This window comes from Parasphingopyxis lamellibrachiae, from assembly GCF_003385775.1.
GTDB lineage: Bacteria > Pseudomonadota > Alphaproteobacteria > Sphingomonadales > Sphingomonadaceae > Parasphingopyxis > Parasphingopyxis lamellibrachiae.
This window is the reverse complement of sequence record NZ_QRDP01000004.1, coordinates 2,190,408-2,206,231: the sequence shown is the minus strand read 5'-3', so window position 1 is coordinate 2,206,231 and position 15,824 is coordinate 2,190,408. Positions and strand designations below refer to the sequence as shown.

Sequence of the window (15,824 nt, the reverse complement as noted above, 5' to 3'; positions counted from 1 at the left end):
CAAAGCCGGCGTATTGGACAAATGCGACAAAAAGCCGATCAGCCCTCCGCCTGAACGCTTGCTATCCAGGCATCGACCTGTGTTTCGAGGATATCCAGCGGCACGGGGCCGGGCGCGAGAACCGCATCATGGAATCCGCGATAGTCGAAATCTTCGCCAAGCGTATCCATGGCCCGCTGGCGCAGCTCCATGATCTTGAGCTTGCCGATCATATAGGCGGTCGCCTGACCCGGATAGACGATGTACCGTTCAATGGCTCTGCGGATATCGCCCTCTGGATTGGGCGTGTTCTCCTGCAGATAGGCAATCGCTTCTTCGCGGGACCAGCGCATATGGTGGATGCCGGTATCGACGACGAGGCGGGCGGCGCGCCATAGTTCCATGCCCAGCCGGCCGAAATCGGAATAGGGGTCGGTATAGCCGCCCATTTCCTTGCCGAGTTCTTCGGCATAGAGACCCCAGCCTTCGTTATAGGCGGTGAATCCGCCGAAACGCCGGAAGGTCGGAATCTCGCCCCCCTCTACCTGCAGGGAGCGCTGGAGGTGATGCCCCGGCACACCCTCGTGATAGGCAAGCGCCTCAAGTTCGGTGCGGGACATGTCGCGCAGATTGTAGAGGTTCACATAATAGATGCCCGGTCGCGAACCATCCGGCGTCGGGGCGTTGTAGAACGCCTTGCCCGCCGATTGTTCGCGGAACGCCTCGACCGGCCGGACGACCAGGTCGGCCCGCGGCAGCGTCCCGAAGAATTCTGGCAACCGCTCCCGCATCGCGGCGATGACGGCATTGGCCTCTGCCAGATAGTTTTCGCGCGAGGTGTGGAACATGTCGTCATTGTTGCGCAGATGGACGAAGAATTCCTGCAGTGTTCCTTCGAAGCCGACCTGCGCCATGATCGCCCGCATCTCGCCATGGATCCGCGCGACCTGTTCAAGGCCGATCCGATGGATCTCATCGGCCGTGAGATCGGTCGTTGTGTAATAGCGCAGCCGTTCGGCGTAATAGTCCGCACCGTTGGCGAAGCGCCAGATACCATCCTGTTCGGGCGCGCCGGCCTGCTGGCGTTCGAACATGGCGATCAACCGCTCATAGGCCGGGCCGACCGATTCGAGCAGCGCCGCACGCCCGCGGGCGATAAGATCCGCCTTCGCCTCGTCGCTGATCTCGAGTCCGTTCACCTTCTCCTGGAGATCGGCATAGAGCGGCGCGTCATCGCCCTCGGTGAAGGGCGCGCCGCTAATCACATTGCGGGCGTCCGAAATAATGTAGGGAAACACCCAATCGGGCGGCAGGACGCCATTGGCCTCGCGCGCTTCGGCTTCGATGATAAGCTGGTCCATCGCCTGGCCGAGGCCCTGAAGCCGGCTGACATAGGCTTCCGCCTCTTCCATGTTCGAAACCCGGTGGATATTGATGAGGAACGCAGGCAAGCCGCTTTGCGCACCATTCATCTGATCGAACACATAACCGTTGCGGCGGAATTCGAACGCGGCGGAACTGCGTTCGGCCACCCGCTCGAACAGCCGGTAGGACAGGCGTGAGTCCGGGCTGAGACCGGCTTCCGCGAACTGCGCGTGCATCCGGTCGAGCGCGGCGATCCGTCGTTCCTGCTCGGCAACCGCATCGGCGTCGCTGAAATCGCCCCATGTGCCGTAATCCTCGTCGCGAATACCGCGAAACGCTTTCGTCAGCGGTGAAAATTCAAGTTCGGCCTGGTCATAGGCTTCGAAAAATTCGGCCAACGCGGCGTCCGCCGAAACGGCGCCCGCCTCGGACGACGCGGCGGGAGTTTGGGATTGCACCGTCACGGATGCGAAAGCCGCCAGTGCTCCCGCAGTGGAAAGAAGAAGAATGCGCTTCATGGTCGAGAACCCCTGTTTATGACTGTTCCATATCCTAGCCAGTTCAACCGCATTTTGACCAGTCACGCCGCCGCTGCCATAGCGCAGCGCATGACGTTATACCCGCTGCTTCGCCCCCTTATTTTCACGATCGATGCGGAACGGGCCCACCGCCTGTCTATCGCGGGACTGAAGGCTGTCCCTGCCATTGGGGCAAAGCGGGCGCCGCGGGAGTTGCAGGTGCAGATCGCCGGCCTGACCTTTCCCAACCCGGTCGGCCTGGCTCCCGGTTTCGACAAAGACGCCGAAGTCTTCGACGAAATGCTGGGCCTGGGCTTCGGCCATGTCGAGATAGGCACGGTTACCCCGCTGCCGCAATCGGGCAATCCGAAGCCGCGGCTGTTCCGGCTGCGCGAAGACGAGGCCGTCATCAACCGGATGGGCTTCAACAATGCGGGGCAGGCGGCGGCGGCAAAGCGGCTCGCGCGCCGCGACCGGTCGCGCGGCATAGTCGGCATCAATATCGGCGCCAACAAGGACAGCGAAGACCGGATCACCGACTATGAAGCGGGCGCGCGGGCGATGGCGCCGATGGCCGACTATCTGACGATCAACATCTCCTCCCCCAACACGCCGGGACTTCGGGCGCTGCAGGACGAGGGCGCGCTGGATGCCCTGCTCGAACGCGTATTGGCAGCCCGCGGCGCAGAAGGCCCCCCGGTCTTCCTCAAAGTCGCCCCCGATCTCGAGCCGGCCGATATCGACGCCATTTCCCGCACCGCGATAACGCGCGGTATCGACGCGCTGATTGTCGGCAACACGACGATAAGCCGACCTGCGCTGCACTCTCGCCATGCCGGCGAAACCGGCGGATTGTCCGGCAAGCCGCTGGCCCCTCTGTCCCGCCAGCGCCTCGCGGATTTCCGCAAGGCGACGGGGAGCGCCATGCCGATCATCGCCGTCGGCGGAATCGATTCCGCCGAAGAGGCTTGGGCGCGCATCCGCGCCGGCGCATCCCTGGTGCAGCTCTATACCGCGCTCGCCTTTCATGGCCCCGGCCTTGGCAGGCGCATCGCCCTCGGGCTGGATAAACTGCGCGAGCGGGAGGGCTTCGCCTCGATCGCCGAGGCCGTGGGAACCGGCTAGACGCTCAGCGCGGCAGGGTCAGGACAACGCCCTCGCGGCGCGGATCGAAACCGCCATCGACTTCGCCATTCCTGATCAGCACACCATGGACGCCTGAATCCTCTCCCTGCCCGGGAAGAAGGTCGATCCCGCGCTCGGCAAGACCGGCAACAATCGCCGGATCGAAATCACCGACCTCGCCGCCGATCCGTTCGCCGCGCGCCACTAGGTTGGGCAGCGCCAGTGCATCCTGCATCGGCAGACCCCAATCGATCGCACCGACCAGCGATTTGCCGACATAGGCGAGGATGGAATTGCCCCCTGCCGATCCGATGGCACCGGCAAAATTGCCCGCCTCGTCCAGCAGGATCAGCGGGATCATCGAGGAGCGCGGCCGCTTACCCGGCGCCACGGCATTGGGCGCGAGGCTGCCATCCGCCTGATGGGGATTGAAGGAGAAATCCGTGAGCTGGTTATTGAGGAAGAAGCCGCCGACCATCCGGCCCGTTCCGAAAATGGATTCCACCGTCGTCGTTATCGACACGACATTGCCCCGGGCATCGCGGACGATGAAATGGGAGGTTCCTGCCGGTTCATGCGTCTGGTCGGCAACGGGCCGCTCGGCACCCGGCGGTGTGCCGGCCTCCGGCGCAGGCATCGCGCGTTCCCCGATAAGCGCGGCGCGGCTATCGAGATAGGCCGGGTCGAGCAGCCCCTCGACGGGTACAGTCGGGACATCGCCGACATAGCGATCCCGATCCGCATACATCAGGCGGCTTGCCTCCGCGAAGAGGAACCATGCGCGGGGATCCTCCGGTCTGCGCTCGGCAATATCGGTGCGCTCAAGCAGGCCGAGCAATTGGAGAAAACCGACTCCGCTCGAAGGCGGCGGCGGGGCGCAGACCCGGTAAATGCGGTAGGCGCTGCAAACCGGCTGGCGTTCAATCGGGCGATAATTGGCCAGGTCCGCCATCGTCATCTGCCCGCCCAACGGCCCGGCGCGAGTCCGCTCGACAATCTCGGCCGCTATCGAGCCGCTATACAATGCGCTTGGCCCCTGATCGGCAAGGCGGGCCAGGAAAGCCGCATAGTCGGGATTGCGCAGGCGATCCCCGACCTGCAGGCGAGTGCCGTCCGGCCGCGAGAAATAGGCATTCGCTTCCGGCACGGAGAGCTGCGGAAAATTGATTGCAAGGAACCGGCCGAGCCGCGGGCTGACGATGAACCCCTCATCGGCGGTTCGGATCGCGCTGCCGAACAGGCCGTTCCATGGCAGGGTGCCATGCGCCTCATGCGCAGCTGACAGCGCCGCCACGACGCCGGGCACGCCAGTTGCACGGCCGCTTACTACAGCATCGCGGAACGAGATCGGCTCGCCATCCGGATCGAGAAACATCGTCCTGCTGGCCTGGGCGGGCGCAGTCTCGCGTCCGTCAAACACTGTCAGATCGCCGGTCGTGGCATCGAAATAATGGAGAAACGCGCCGCCGCCAATTCCCGAGGATTGCGGCTCGACAAGCGAAAGCATCGCCTGGACGGCGATTGCCGCGTCAACGGCCGAGCCACCGCGTTCCAGAACCTCGATACCGGCCCGGGCGGCAAGCGGATTGGCCGCGATAACGAACGGCTCTACGCCGCTTTCGACCGAAGCGGCTTCCGTCGCAAGCGTCTGCGAGGCCGCGGGAGGCGACTGCACGGACGCGCAGGCGGCGACCAGAACGAGCCCGATAGTGGCGGAGAGGCGAGATATGATCATGCGACGATTAGTAGGCGAGCCTTGCGGGGATTGTCTATCTGGCACTTGCGCCAATATCCGTTAAAAGCATGATGGGTCGGCGCAGATCGGCGAGAGAGGATATGCCATGGCGGGTTGCCGCACGAAATTATGCCTTTTGGCCGGACCGGCCGCGATAGATGGAATCCGTGACCCTCTTGTCTGTGAGCAGGGCCGGGCATCCGACCAGCAGCCCCTTCCCCAGGATATCTGATAATGCGTGAGCTCGAACATTTCCCCAATCTCCTGACCATGTTTTTCACGCGAGTGCGCGAAAAGGGCAATGCGCCCTTTCTCTGGCGCAAAACGCATAGCGGCTGGGAATCGATCAGCTGGAACATGGTCGCACAACAGGTCTGCGCGCTTGCGGACGCGCTGGAGCGACTGGGCCTGAAGCGCGGCGACCGGGTCATGCTGGTGTCCGAGAACCGGCCCGAATGGTGCATTGCGGATCTTGGCATCATGGCGGCGGGTTGCATCACAGTACCGACCTACATCACCAATACCGAGCGCGATCACACGCATATCCTGGAAGACAGCCGATCAAAGGCGATCATCGTCTCGACCCAGAAACTGGCCAAGATCGTCACCAGCGCCGCGCTCAACACCACCCATTGCAAATCCATCATTGGTATCGAGCCCATGCGGGTCGGCCAGGGCGGCGACATCCGGTTTCACGACTGGGCCTCTCTGCTCGGCGCAGAGACACCCGATATCGAAGCGCGCGCCGCGACCTGTAATTTTGCACGCGATGACACCGCCTGCATCATCTACACCAGCGGAACCGGGGGCGCGCCGCGCGGGGTGATGCAGCATCATGGCGCAATCCTTCACAATGTTGAGGGCTGCGTCAGCGTTATCTCGGAAGATTTCGGCTGGAAGGACGAGGTGTTTCTCTCCTTCCTGCCGCTGTCCCATGCCTATGAACATAGCGGCGGGCAGTTCTTCCCCATCGGCCTGGGCGGCGAAATCTACTATTCGCGCGGGCTCGACAAGCTGGCGGCCGACATTCTCGAAACCCGGCCCACTATCATGGTCGTCGTGCCGCGGCTTTTCGAGGTCCTGCGCACCCGGCTGCTCAAGATGATTGAGACGCAGGGCAAGCTTCCCAACTATATGTTGAAAAAAGCGCTCGATATCGGCGAGAAGGATTATTCGGGTTCGCTTCCCTTCAGGGACAGACCGATGGATGCCTTGCTGAATGTCATTCTGCGCCCGAAAATCCGCAAGCGCTTCGGAGGTCGGCTGAAAGCGATGGTTTCCGGCGGCGCTCCGCTCAATCCCGAAATCGGCATCTTCTTCCATTCCCTCGGGATGACCTTGCTGCAGGGCTATGGGCAGACGGAATCCGGCCCCGTCATATCCTGCAACCGGCCCAAAACAGGGCTCAAGATGGACACAGTCGGCCCGCCGCTCAAAAATACCGAAGTGAAAATCGCCGAAGATGGCGAGATACTGATCCGCGGCGAGCTCGTCATGCAGGGCTATTGGCGCAATGAGGAAGAGACGGCGCGCGTCCTGAAAGATGGCTGGCTCCACACCGGCGATATCGGCCATATCGACGAGAAAGGCCGGATCGCCATTACCGATCGCAAGAAGGATCTGATCGTTAACGACAAGGGCGACAATGTCGCCCCGCAGCGCGTCGAAGGCATGTTGACCCTCGAACCGGAAATCCTGCAGGCGATGGTGGTCGGCGACAAGCGGCCCTATCTTGTCGGCCTGATTGTTCCGGACCCCGACTGGACGCGGGAATGGGCTGCGGAAAATGGTGTACCGAACGACGACGTCACCCTACGCGACAATCCGGATTTCCACAAAGCCGTTTCAGCCGCTGTCGACCGGGTCAACAAAGGGCTCGCCACAGTTGAAAAGGTGAGGCGGATCGTCTTTGCCGACGAGGCCTTTTCGGTCGAGAATGACCAGATGACACCGTCCATGAAAATCCGCCGTCATGTCATTCGCGACGTCTATGGCGAACGGCTCGACGCGCTTTACAAGAATTGAGGTGCGCCGGGCATTGGTTGCGCTTTATTCTTCCCGGTAGGGCGTAAACTCACCGAGCACGCAACTGCCGAAAGATGCGCCGCTGTGCGGATCGCGAATTTGCAATATTTCTCCGCTGCACAGCTGGCTTGAGCCATATCGCTGAACGACAAGCGTACTGTCCGAAGTCAGTGTCGGGCACATGCCATCCAGATCATTCCGGTAAACGGTTCTGCCCACGCGATAGAGTATCGCCTGGTTGCCGATGATCGAGCTTTGCGTCGTTGGACGGGTCGTTATGCAAGGCTGGGAATCGCCCGGCGCCTTGCCGTCGAGCAGTGCCGCCATCCGGCGCTGATCGCGTTCGGACAGAGGGTCGGCCTGGGCGTTGGATGTTTCCATCGCATTGGCCGTACATCCGGCTAGCAGGGGCGCCAAAAGCGCCACGGGTATGAATCGAACCATGTCTAAGTTCCTTCCGCTTCTTGCCCCCGAAGGCTCAGAATAGCACAGGTTTGCCTAAAACGCATCTTTCGCGGCGCGGCGCTCCGCCAGTTCTTCTGCCGAACCAGCACGCATGAAGGGATTGGTCGCCCGTTCAAGGCCGATGGTGGTCGGGACGGTGGCCTTGCCCTCTGCCCGCATCGCGACAACCTCGTCCATCCGCGCTTGCAGGTCGCGATTATCGGGTTCGGCGGTGACGGCATAGCGGCCATTCGCCTCAGTATATTCGTGCGCGCAATAGACCTGCGTCTCGTCAGGCAGCTTTTCAAGCTTGCGCATATTGTCGAACATCTGCTCGGCTGTGCCTTCGAACAATCGGCCGCAGCCCATCGCGAACAGCGTATCGCCAACAAAGGCCGCATCCTCGCCAGGCAGATAATAGGCGATATGGCCGGCGGTATGCGCCGGCACGTCGATGACGTCAGCGACGACATCGCCAAGCTTTACGGTGTCGCCCTGTTTGACGGTGCGATCGAGCGTGGGGATGCGCGCCTGCTCCGCTTCCGGCCCGGTAACCGTACAGCCAGTCGCCGCTTTGATCGCTTCATTGCCACCGGTGTGATCGGGATGCCAGTGCGTATTCCAGATCTGGGTTATGGTCCATCCGTGCTTGTCGGCCTCTGCCAGAACCGGCTCAGCAACAGCCGGATCGACGACCATCGTCTCCCCGCTTTCCGGCTCATGGACGAGCCAGACATAATTATCGGAAAGGACAGGAATGCGGACGATTTCGAGCATGGCGCGACCATAAGCCAGCCCCGGAACAAAGTTAAGCCCGGCCGATCTGCGCAAGCGCCTCGCGGGCCAGTCGCTCCGTCAGGGCCTGCGCTCCGGTCGGCGCGCCCAGCGGTGCCGCCTGGCCCGCCCATAAGGGGCTGAAGCCATCGTCGCCCGCCGCTTCCGCAGCACTTCGGAGTGCGGCCAGCGCCGCCGATGCATGGGGATAGGGCGGCGCCCGGTCCGATATCGCTCCAAAGCTGTCCGTCAACCGGTTGGCGATGCCCCGCGCCACCCCGCCGGAGAATAGATTTGTAAGGACCGTTTGACCGGCCCGGTCAGACATGAGTGCCTGCTGGAACACATCGATGATCGGTGCCTCCTCGGCGAACAGATACGCCGTGCCGAGCTGCACGCCCGCAGCGCCCAGCGCCAGAGCCGCCGCGATCCCGCGCGCATCGGCAATACCGCCTGCAGCGATGACCGGAACCGAAACCGCATCCACGATCATCGGAACCAGGGCAATAGTGCCAATTTGGCTGTCCGGCTCAGTCCCGAGAAACCAGCCACGATGGCCGCCAGCCTCATAGCCCTGGGCAATCACTGCATCGCACCCGTGATCGGCCAGGAATTTCGCCTCTTCGACCGTTGTGGCCGATGACAGGATCCGGGCGCCCGTCGCCCTGACCCGGTCGAGCAGGGGCGCGTCGGGAAGCCCGAAATGGAAGCTGACGATTTCAGGCTGCGCCTCCTCGACAACAGTGCACATCGCCGCATCGAACGGTTTGCGGACCGGCGGCGTCGGGCCCGAACCGTCGATTCCATATTCGCCGTAAAAGGATGAAAGGGCAGCCCGCCAATCGCCGTCATCCTCATCTGGCGGCAAATCGTGACAGAAGAAATTGAGGTTCAGCGGCCCGGCCTCTAGGGCCCGGACGGCGTTCACCGCTTCCCGCACCGCATCCTCGCTCAGCATACCGCAGGGCAGCGATCCCAGCGCACCACCGGCAATCGCCCCGGCGACGAGCCCGAGCGAAGTCGCTCCGGCCATCGGCGCCTGGATGATCGGGTGCTGCGTGCCGAGCAACCGGGTCAGCCGATCATCGGGCCAGTTCGCAAACAAAGCGGCGCCTTCAGCCATGAGCTTCCGTTCGCATACAGCCGGAAATCGCGAGTATCCCGATGGAGCCGGAACCTACCATTTGCCGATATTCTCCATCGAAGCCCAGGGCTCGGCCGGTGGCAGGGAGTCGCCCTTTTGCAGAAGCTCTATCGAGATATTGTCGGGCGTGCGGACAAAGGCCATGCGGCCGTCGCGCGGCGGCCGGTTGATTGTCACCCCGCCATCCATCAGCCGTTGGCAGCTATCGTAGATATTGTCGACGGCATAGGCGAGATGCCCGAAATTGCGGCCATCGTCATACTGCTCTGCCATACCGTCCTCCGCTGGCCAGTTATAGGTCAGTTCGACCTGCGCATCTTCATCGCCGGGTGCCGCCAGGAACACCAGGGTGAAGCGCCCCTGCTCAATGTCATACCGCTTGAGCTCGACCAGTCCCAGGAGATCGAAAAAGGCAAGCGTCTTGTCGATATCGGATACGCGGATCATGGTGTGGAGATATTTCATCGAGAAACTTCCTTTATCGGATCAACGGTTCATCGCAAGTCAGCAACGGTTCATCTCTGGTGCGTCATAGGCGGGAATGCTATCGGGTCGCGTCATAGACGCCCGCCGGGATGAGTGAAAGCATCGGCGGGCGATCATAAGGGGTAGGACTGATGACTGACGAAAACAGCGAAAACACCGGGCGGGGCTGGCGGATGCCGGATGCCCGAACCCTCCTCGTTGCAAGCGGTGTGCTCGGGATCAGCATTGTCGCAGGCGGCTATCTGCTCGGCGACGGACTGCTCAGAGCGCGGATGGCCGACCGATCGGTTACGGTGCGCGGCCTGGCCGAGCGCGAAGTGACCGCCGATCTGGCGACCTGGACGATTTCCTATTCGGCGCAATCCACCAACCTTGCAGAGGCGCAGGGCGATATCGACCGCGATACCGAAGCCATCCGCGCCTTTTTCGGCGAGCTCGGATTCGAAGCCGAAGCGCTGCAACCCTCAGGGGTCAACGTCTCACAATACAACAACCGAGGCCAGCCGAGCTATACGATACGCCAGCGGCTACAGCTCCGGACCACCGACATAGACAGGGCGCAGGATGCAGTGGCTCGCCAATTCGATCTCGTGCGCCGCGGCGTCGTTCTCGAAGAGGGGTCCGGGATGAGCTATACCTTCACCCGGCTCAACGAGATCAAGCCGGAAATGGTAGCCGAAGCGACGCAGGATGCGCGCGCATCCGCCAGCCAGTTCGCCGAAGACAGCGGCACCGGCGTAGGCGGTATAAGGAGCGCCACGCAGGGCTATTTCTCGATTGCCTCGCGCGACGGCGATGCCGGCGGCTATGGCGTGGCCGACACGCCGTACAAGCTGGTCCGCGTGGTCACGACAATCGATTTCTATCTGGACTAGTCGCGTTTTGTCAGAATTTCCTCGGCAGGAAATCGCCACACCGGCCCACTCCACCACCCGGCCTCCCACTCAGTGTATTCTATGGGAGGCCGGGTGGGGGAGCCGGCTGGTGCGGCGCGCGATCGAAAGGTCGAGTCTGACAAACTAGCCTTGTGGGTCAGTCTCTTCTATTCCCGGACTTTGATCAGGCAACTCCACCGGGACGCCGGGGTCTTCCGCCAGCAACGCGGCGAGCCGCTCAAGATTGCGGGCCGCCGCCTGGCCCGATGGCCCATCCGGATCCGCCGCCGCCGCCCGGCTCCAGGCCTGCTGGGCGATATCATAGGCGTTAAGCCCGATTGCGATATTGCCCGCCTCAAGCAGGTTGGCCGGATCTGTCTGGTCAAGCTCCAGTGCCCGGTCGATAAAGTCACCGGCGGTATCGAAATCGCCCTGCCGCCGCGCCAGTGTCGCGGAAAGCAGCCAAACCGAACTGTCATTGGGAAGCAGCGCCTGAGCGGCCACAAGATCTGCTTGCGCAGCGTCTCCGTCCTCCAGCGCCACATGCGCCTGGCTGCGCTCGATCAGGACATTGCCGCGCACCGAATCGGAGAGGGAGGAATCGGCCAGCACGACACCGAATCTGTCGCGCGCGCTTGCCGGATCGCCATTGCGCAAAGCCATACGTCCTGCATTGGCCAGAATCCCGGTGCCGCGCGTGTCGCCTGCTGCTTCGGCAAAGCCGTGGGCGCGCATATAGGCGCGCTCGGCGGCATCCCAATCGCCGCTGTTTTCATAGCCCAGGCCCAGACACAGTTCGGCTTCGATTCCGCCATCGGTGAGCGCCCAGCGTGCGCCTTCCGCAATCGCAGCTGCCGGATCGCTTGCGGCAACACGCATACAGCTTAGCAGACGCTGAGTTCTGGCCATCGCCGGAGACGGGCTTTGCGTTTGCGCATCTTCCCGCGGGGGAATCAGGATGGGGTCGACAGGTGGCGGAGCCGCCTGCAAGGCGGCGATGACAAAGAGAATACTCAACTCAGGACGCTTTCAGGCTTTCGAGCAACCATTCGATTTGGGCCAGGAGCCGCGCAACATCTTCGATCCGCGACAGGCGATGATCGCCGTCCTTGACGAGGGTGACATGGACATCGGCTGAACGCAGCTGGCGCGCCAGCTGCACCGAATATTCCCAGGGCACATCAACGTCCTGCTGGCCATGGATCAGCCGCACCGGGCAATCGATGGCGATTTCGGTACCCAGCAGCCGGCTGGCTTCGCCGCTTTCGAAGAATTTTCGGCTCGTGACATAGGGGCTGTCGTCATAGTCGGACGGTTGTTCGAGGCGCCCGTCGCGCAGGATCGTCAACTTCTCGTCCTGGGTAAAACCCCAGTCCGTGAAATCGGGCGCCGCGGCGATACCGACCAGCGCCGATACCCGTTCCGGATGCGCAAGCGCGCAGAGCAGCATAAGCCAACCGCCCATGGACGACCCGACGAGCACGACCGGCCCGAGGACCAGCGCATTGACGAGATCCATCACATCGTCGCGCCAGTCGGTAAGCTTCTGATCTTCGAATGTGCCTTCGCTCGATCCGCAGCCCGAATAGTCGAGCAAGAGACAGGCGCGGTTTTCCGCTTCGGCATAGGCCATGATCGCGGCGGCCTTGGATCCTTCCATGTCCGACATATAGCCGGGCAGGAATACGAGGGTAGGGCCGATGCCTTCCCGGTGGCGATAGGCAAGGTTCGGCTGGCCCGCGCGCTCATAATAGCGGAGTTCGGTCAATGCTGTGCCCTTTCACAATCAAGCGATATGCCAGAGGCCTTACCCATTCCGGCACGGAATGCGAAGCGCAAGCCGCGCGCCCGGTCAATCGGCAAGAGTGGCAACTGCCTCTTCCACCTGATCGAGGCGCTCTTTGCCGAAGAACATCTCCTGCCCGACATAGAAGGTCGGGATGCCGAAAGCGCCACGCTCCACCGCCGCCCCGGTGTTGTCGATCAGCTTCTGCTTGATCGCTGCATCCTGCGCGCCTTCGACCAAGGCTGCGCCGTCGAAGCCCGATTCGCTCATCGCTTCGGCATAGGTTTCCGGATCGCTCATATTTTTCGGCGCCTCCCACATATGGTGCAGCCCGGCCTCGACATAGTCCATCAGCCGGCCGTCGCGCTCCGCCACCAGCGCGCCGCGCTGCAGCAAAACCGTGTTGACCGGGAAATGCGGGTTGAAGGTGAAATCGGATAGTCCGTGCCTAGCGATGAATCGCCCGAATTCCAGCTGCTCATAGGCCAGCTTGTTGGGAATCGGCGCAAAGGCGATCATCGGTGCCTGGTTGCCGGTTGCCTTGAAAATCCCGCCGAGCAGACAGGGAATATATCGGAAGGTCGCGCCGGTCCGCTCCGCGATCCCCGGCAAGACCCGGTGAACCAGATAGGCGTTCGGGCTGGCGAAATCGAAAATGAAATCGACGCTTTTGGTCATGCTACCAGTTTTCCTTCCAGGGGCGCAGGTCCAGCTCATGCGTCCAGGCGCTGCGCGGCTGGTTATGGAGCATGACATAATTGGCGGCGATGGCATCTGGCGAGAGGATCGCATCTTCGCTCCGCCTCTCATCAACATCCGGCAGGTTTTCGCGGATAAATTTGGAATCGATGGCCCCGTCGATCACGACATGGGCGACATGGATATTCTTCGGACCAAGCTCCCGCGCCATGGACTGGGCCAGCGCCCTGAGCGCAAACTTCGCCCCGGCAAAGGCCGCATAGCCGGGGCCGCCGCGCAGACTGGCGGTGGCTCCGGTGAACAGGATCGTCCCGCGGCGGCGCGTATCCATCCTCTTGGCAACCTCCCGGCCCATCAGGAAACCGGAAAAGGCGGCCATTTCCCAAACCTTGCGATAAACACGCCCGGTCATTTCCGCGATCGGAAAGTTGACGTTGGCGCCGACATTGAAGACCGCCACTTCGATCGGCGCGATCTCGGTTTCGATGCGTTCGACCAATGCGATCATCGCTTCCTCGTCGCGCGCGTCGACCGGCGTCACATGGGCGATATTGCCCTCCGTGCGGATGCTTTGCGCCAGGGTTTCAAGCTCGTCCGCATTGCGGGGCCGCCTTGCCAGACAGGCCTGATAACCCTCCTGCGCGAAAGCATGGGCAATCGCCCCACCCGTGTCCGCGCCGGCGCCGATAACGAGGCAGGCCCCTGATTCCGGTTCGCTCATTGCGGCAATCTGGGGGTTGTTCGCGGCAAAGGCAATTCATAGCTTGCATTGACAGCCGCCACGCCTCTTTTATGGCAAGCGCAGCTTTCCGATAACAGGCCACCCTTTTCTATGTCCGACATGCTTTCCATCACGCTTCCCGACGGTTCGGTTCGCGAAGTCGCGCCCGGAACGACCCCGGCGGATATTGCCGCCGATATCGGGCCGGGCCTCGCCAAGGCCGCGCTGGCGGCAAAGGTTGACGGCGAAGTCCGCGATATCATGCGCCCGCTGGAAAGCGATGCCGAGCTTGCCCTGATCACCAGCCGCGACGAAGCCGACGCGCTGGAACTGGCGCGGCATGACTATGCCCATATACTGGCAGAAGCCGTGCAATCGGTGTTTCCCGGCACGCAGATCACCTTTGGCCCGTCGACCGAGGACGGCTTCTATTATGATTTCGCGCCCAAGGATCGGCCGTTCACGGACGAGGACCTGCCTCTCATCGAAGAGGAAATGCGCAAGATCATTGCCGCCGACAAGCCGTTGCGCCGCGAGGTCTGGGAGCGCGACGACCTGATCGCGCGCTGGGAAAAGGATGGCGAGAGCTTCAAGGCCGAATGGGCGGCCGAGCTTCCCGAAGGCGAAGAGCTGAGCGTCTATTGGTCGGGCGACGACTGGATGGACATGTGCCGCGGCCCGCATCTGGCATCGACCGGCAAGCTCGATCCCAAGGCGTTCAAACTGCTCCGCGTATCGGGCGCCTATTGGCGCGGCGACCAGCGCAACCCGCAACTGTCGCGGATCTACGGCACGGGCTGGCTCAACAAGAAACAGCTCAATGCGCATCTCCACATGCTGGAAGAGGCAGGCAAGCGCGACCATCGCAAATTGGGGCAGGAGATGGATCTCTTCCATTTCCAGCCGGAAGCGCAGGGTTCCTGCTTCTGGCACCCTAAAGGCTATGTGATCTGGCAGGCGCTGGAGCAGTATATGCGCCGACAGATAGAGGCGGCGGAGTATGACGAGGTCAAAACGCCGCAGCTGATGGATGCTCGGCAATGGGAGCAGTCGGGCCATTGGGGCAAATATCGCGAGAATATGTTCGTCGTGCCCGACGAAATTCCGAGCAGCGAAGAGGATGCGCCCGTCATCAGCGGCACTGCCGACATGATGGCATTGAAGCCGATGAACTGCCCGGCCCATGTTCTGATTTTCCGCCAGGGTATCAAAAGCTATCGCGACCTGCCGCTACGCCTTGCCGAAATGGGCTGTTGCCATCGCAACGAACCGCATGGCGCACTGCACGGCCTGCTCCGTGTCCGCCAGATGACGCAGGATGACGGGCATATATTTTGCCGCGAAGACCAGCTGGTGGACGAAGTTCGGCGCTTCTGCGACCTGCTCGACAGCGTGTACAAGGATCTCGGTTTCCCTGACTACAAGATCAAGCTTGCGCTGCGCCCCGAAAAGCGTTTCGGCAGCGACGCCATGTGGGACTGGGCCGAACAGTCGCTGCGCGATGCCGTGAAAGCCGCCGGCCGCGATACGGAGGATTATGGCTGGGAAGAACTGCCCGGTGAAGGCGCCTTTTATGCACCCAAGCTTGAATTCCATCTGACCGATGCCATCGGGCGGACATGGCAGGTCGGCACGATCCAGACCGATACGGTTTTGCCTGAACGCCTGGACGCCAGCTATGTCGGCGAGGATGGCGAACGCCACCGGCCGGTGATGCTGCACCGGGCCATTCTCGGCACCTTCGAACGCTTTATCGGCATCCTGATCGAGAGCCATGCCGGAAAATTGCCGCTCTGGCTGGCGCCGGTTCAGGCAGTCGTTGCAACGATCGTGTCGGATGCCGACGACTATGCGCTCACTGTTGCCGGGAAACTGCGGGATGCTGGCATCCGGGTCGAAACCGATCTGCGCAACGAGAAGATCAACTACAAGGTCCGCGAGCACAGCCTGACCAAGGTTCCCAACCTGCTTGTTGTCGGCAAGCGGGAAGCGGAAGAAGGCACGATCGCCCTGCGGCGCCTGGGTTCGGACGAGCATCAGAAGGTGATGACGCTGGACGAGGCCGTGGCGATGCTTTCCGAAGAGGCGACACCGCCGGACATGCGGTAGCCTGGGCAGGGTTTTTGTCGGCATTGGTTTGTTGAAACT

Annotated in this window: 14 protein-coding genes; 4 read left to right on the top strand and 10 right to left on the bottom strand. The window is 62.2% G+C overall.

Annotated features, from left to right (window positions below; genetic code table 11):
• Positions 1-38: 38 nt before the first annotated feature.
• On the bottom strand, positions 39-1,862 hold the full coding sequence (locus DFR46_RS11025; RefSeq protein ID WP_116236485.1) for a DUF885 domain-containing protein: 1,824 nt from the start codon (positions 1,860-1,862) through the stop codon (positions 39-41).
• A 90-nt stretch (positions 1,863-1,952) separates the two neighbouring features.
• Here DFR46_RS11025 and DFR46_RS11020 point away from each other — a divergent pair, with 90 nt between their 5' ends.
• A complete protein-coding gene (locus DFR46_RS11020; RefSeq protein WP_116237303.1) occupies positions 1,953-2,987 on the top strand; it encodes a quinone-dependent dihydroorotate dehydrogenase in 1,035 nt (344 codons plus the stop codon).
• 4 nt (positions 2,988-2,991) lie between these two features.
• Here DFR46_RS11020 and DFR46_RS11015 read toward each other — a convergent pair whose 3' ends face one another.
• Positions 2,992-4,722, bottom strand: a complete 1,731-nt coding sequence (locus DFR46_RS11015; protein WP_116236484.1) for a gamma-glutamyltransferase family protein — start codon at positions 4,720-4,722, stop codon at positions 2,992-2,994.
• A gap of 234 nt (positions 4,723-4,956) precedes the next feature.
• On the opposite strand from DFR46_RS11015, the gene DFR46_RS11010 reads away from it, so the two are divergent.
• Positions 4,957-6,747, top strand: a complete 1,791-nt coding sequence (locus DFR46_RS11010; RefSeq protein ID WP_116236483.1) for an AMP-dependent synthetase/ligase — start codon at positions 4,957-4,959, stop codon at positions 6,745-6,747.
• 24 nt (positions 6,748-6,771) lie between these two features.
• Here the strand turns inward: DFR46_RS11010 and DFR46_RS11005 are convergent, their stop codons facing one another.
• Genes DFR46_RS11005 through DFR46_RS10990 form a run of 4 tightly spaced genes read right to left on the bottom strand, consistent with a single transcriptional unit; the run spans position 6,772 to position 9,574 of the window.
• Positions 6,772-7,191: a hypothetical protein gene (locus DFR46_RS11005; RefSeq protein WP_116236482.1), complete on the bottom strand. Its 420-nt coding sequence runs from the start codon at positions 7,189-7,191 to the stop codon at positions 6,772-6,774.
• A gap of 54 nt (positions 7,192-7,245) precedes the next feature.
• A complete protein-coding gene (gene gloB, locus DFR46_RS11000) occupies positions 7,246-7,968 on the bottom strand; it encodes a hydroxyacylglutathione hydrolase (protein WP_116236481.1) in 723 nt (240 codons plus the stop codon).
• 31 nt (positions 7,969-7,999) lie between these two features.
• On the bottom strand, positions 8,000-9,088 hold the full coding sequence (locus DFR46_RS10995) for an NAD(P)H-dependent flavin oxidoreductase (protein ID WP_116236480.1): 1,089 nt from the start codon (positions 9,086-9,088) through the stop codon (positions 8,000-8,002).
• A 54-nt stretch (positions 9,089-9,142) separates the two neighbouring features.
• Positions 9,143-9,574 (bottom strand): VOC family protein, encoded by a 432-nt coding sequence (locus DFR46_RS10990; RefSeq protein ID WP_116236479.1) that lies wholly within the window; start codon positions 9,572-9,574, stop codon positions 9,143-9,145.
• A gap of 152 nt (positions 9,575-9,726) precedes the next feature.
• Here DFR46_RS10990 and DFR46_RS10985 point away from each other — a divergent pair, with 152 nt between their 5' ends.
• The gene (locus DFR46_RS10985; RefSeq protein WP_116236478.1) at positions 9,727-10,470 is read left to right on the top strand and encodes an SIMPL domain-containing protein; all 744 of its coding nucleotides are present in this window, start codon (positions 9,727-9,729) and stop codon (positions 10,468-10,470) included.
• Positions 10,471-10,614: 144 nt separating this feature from the next.
• Here the strand turns inward: DFR46_RS10985 and DFR46_RS10980 are convergent, their stop codons facing one another.
• The 4 genes from DFR46_RS10980 to DFR46_RS10965 form a co-directional block, all read right to left on the bottom strand.
• Entirely contained in the window at positions 10,615-11,487 is an 873-nt protein-coding gene (locus DFR46_RS10980; RefSeq protein ID WP_147297672.1) for a tetratricopeptide repeat protein, read from the bottom strand.
• Position 11,488: 1 nt separating this feature from the next.
• Positions 11,489-12,238, bottom strand: a complete 750-nt coding sequence (locus tag DFR46_RS10975) for an alpha/beta fold hydrolase (RefSeq protein WP_245953827.1) — start codon at positions 12,236-12,238, stop codon at positions 11,489-11,491.
• An 84-nt stretch (positions 12,239-12,322) separates the two neighbouring features.
• A complete protein-coding gene (locus DFR46_RS10970; protein ID WP_116236476.1) occupies positions 12,323-12,934 on the bottom strand; it encodes a 2-hydroxychromene-2-carboxylate isomerase in 612 nt (203 codons plus the stop codon).
• Between the two features lies 1 nt (position 12,935).
• A complete protein-coding gene (locus DFR46_RS10965; protein ID WP_116236475.1) occupies positions 12,936-13,676 on the bottom strand; it encodes an SDR family oxidoreductase in 741 nt (246 codons plus the stop codon).
• A 111-nt stretch (positions 13,677-13,787) separates the two neighbouring features.
• On the opposite strand from DFR46_RS10965, the gene thrS reads away from it, so the two are divergent.
• Positions 13,788-15,785 (top strand): threonine--tRNA ligase, encoded by a 1,998-nt coding sequence (thrS, locus tag DFR46_RS10960; RefSeq protein WP_116236474.1) that lies wholly within the window; start codon positions 13,788-13,790, stop codon positions 15,783-15,785.
• Positions 15,786-15,824: the final 39 nt, after the last annotated feature.

Coding starts and splice junctions, on each gene's coding strand:
- DFR46_RS11005 (WP_116236482.1), bottom strand. CDS start 7,191: ATGGTTCGATTCATACCCGTGGCGCTTTTGGCGCCCCTGCTAGCCGGA.
- DFR46_RS11020 (WP_116237303.1), top strand. CDS start 1,953: ATGACGTTATACCCGCTGCTTCGCCCCCTTATTTTCACGATCGATGCG.
- DFR46_RS10970 (WP_116236476.1), bottom strand. CDS start 12,934: ATGACCAAAAGCGTCGATTTCATTTTCGATTTCGCCAGCCCGAACGCC.
- DFR46_RS11015 (WP_116236484.1), bottom strand. CDS start 4,722: ATGATCATATCTCGCCTCTCCGCCACTATCGGGCTCGTTCTGGTCGCC.
- thrS (WP_116236474.1), top strand. CDS start 13,788: ATGTCCGACATGCTTTCCATCACGCTTCCCGACGGTTCGGTTCGCGAA.
- gloB (WP_116236481.1), bottom strand. CDS start 7,968: ATGCTCGAAATCGTCCGCATTCCTGTCCTTTCCGATAATTATGTCTGG.
- DFR46_RS10995 (WP_116236480.1), bottom strand. CDS start 9,088: ATGGCTGAAGGCGCCGCTTTGTTTGCGAACTGGCCCGATGATCGGCTG.
- DFR46_RS11010 (WP_116236483.1), top strand. CDS start 4,957: ATGCGTGAGCTCGAACATTTCCCCAATCTCCTGACCATGTTTTTCACG.
- DFR46_RS10990 (WP_116236479.1), bottom strand. CDS start 9,574: ATGAAATATCTCCACACCATGATCCGCGTATCCGATATCGACAAGACG.
- DFR46_RS10965 (WP_116236475.1), bottom strand. CDS start 13,676: ATGAGCGAACCGGAATCAGGGGCCTGCCTCGTTATCGGCGCCGGCGCG.
- DFR46_RS10985 (WP_116236478.1), top strand. CDS start 9,727: ATGACTGACGAAAACAGCGAAAACACCGGGCGGGGCTGGCGGATGCCG.
- DFR46_RS11025 (WP_116236485.1), bottom strand. CDS start 1,862: ATGAAGCGCATTCTTCTTCTTTCCACTGCGGGAGCACTGGCGGCTTTC.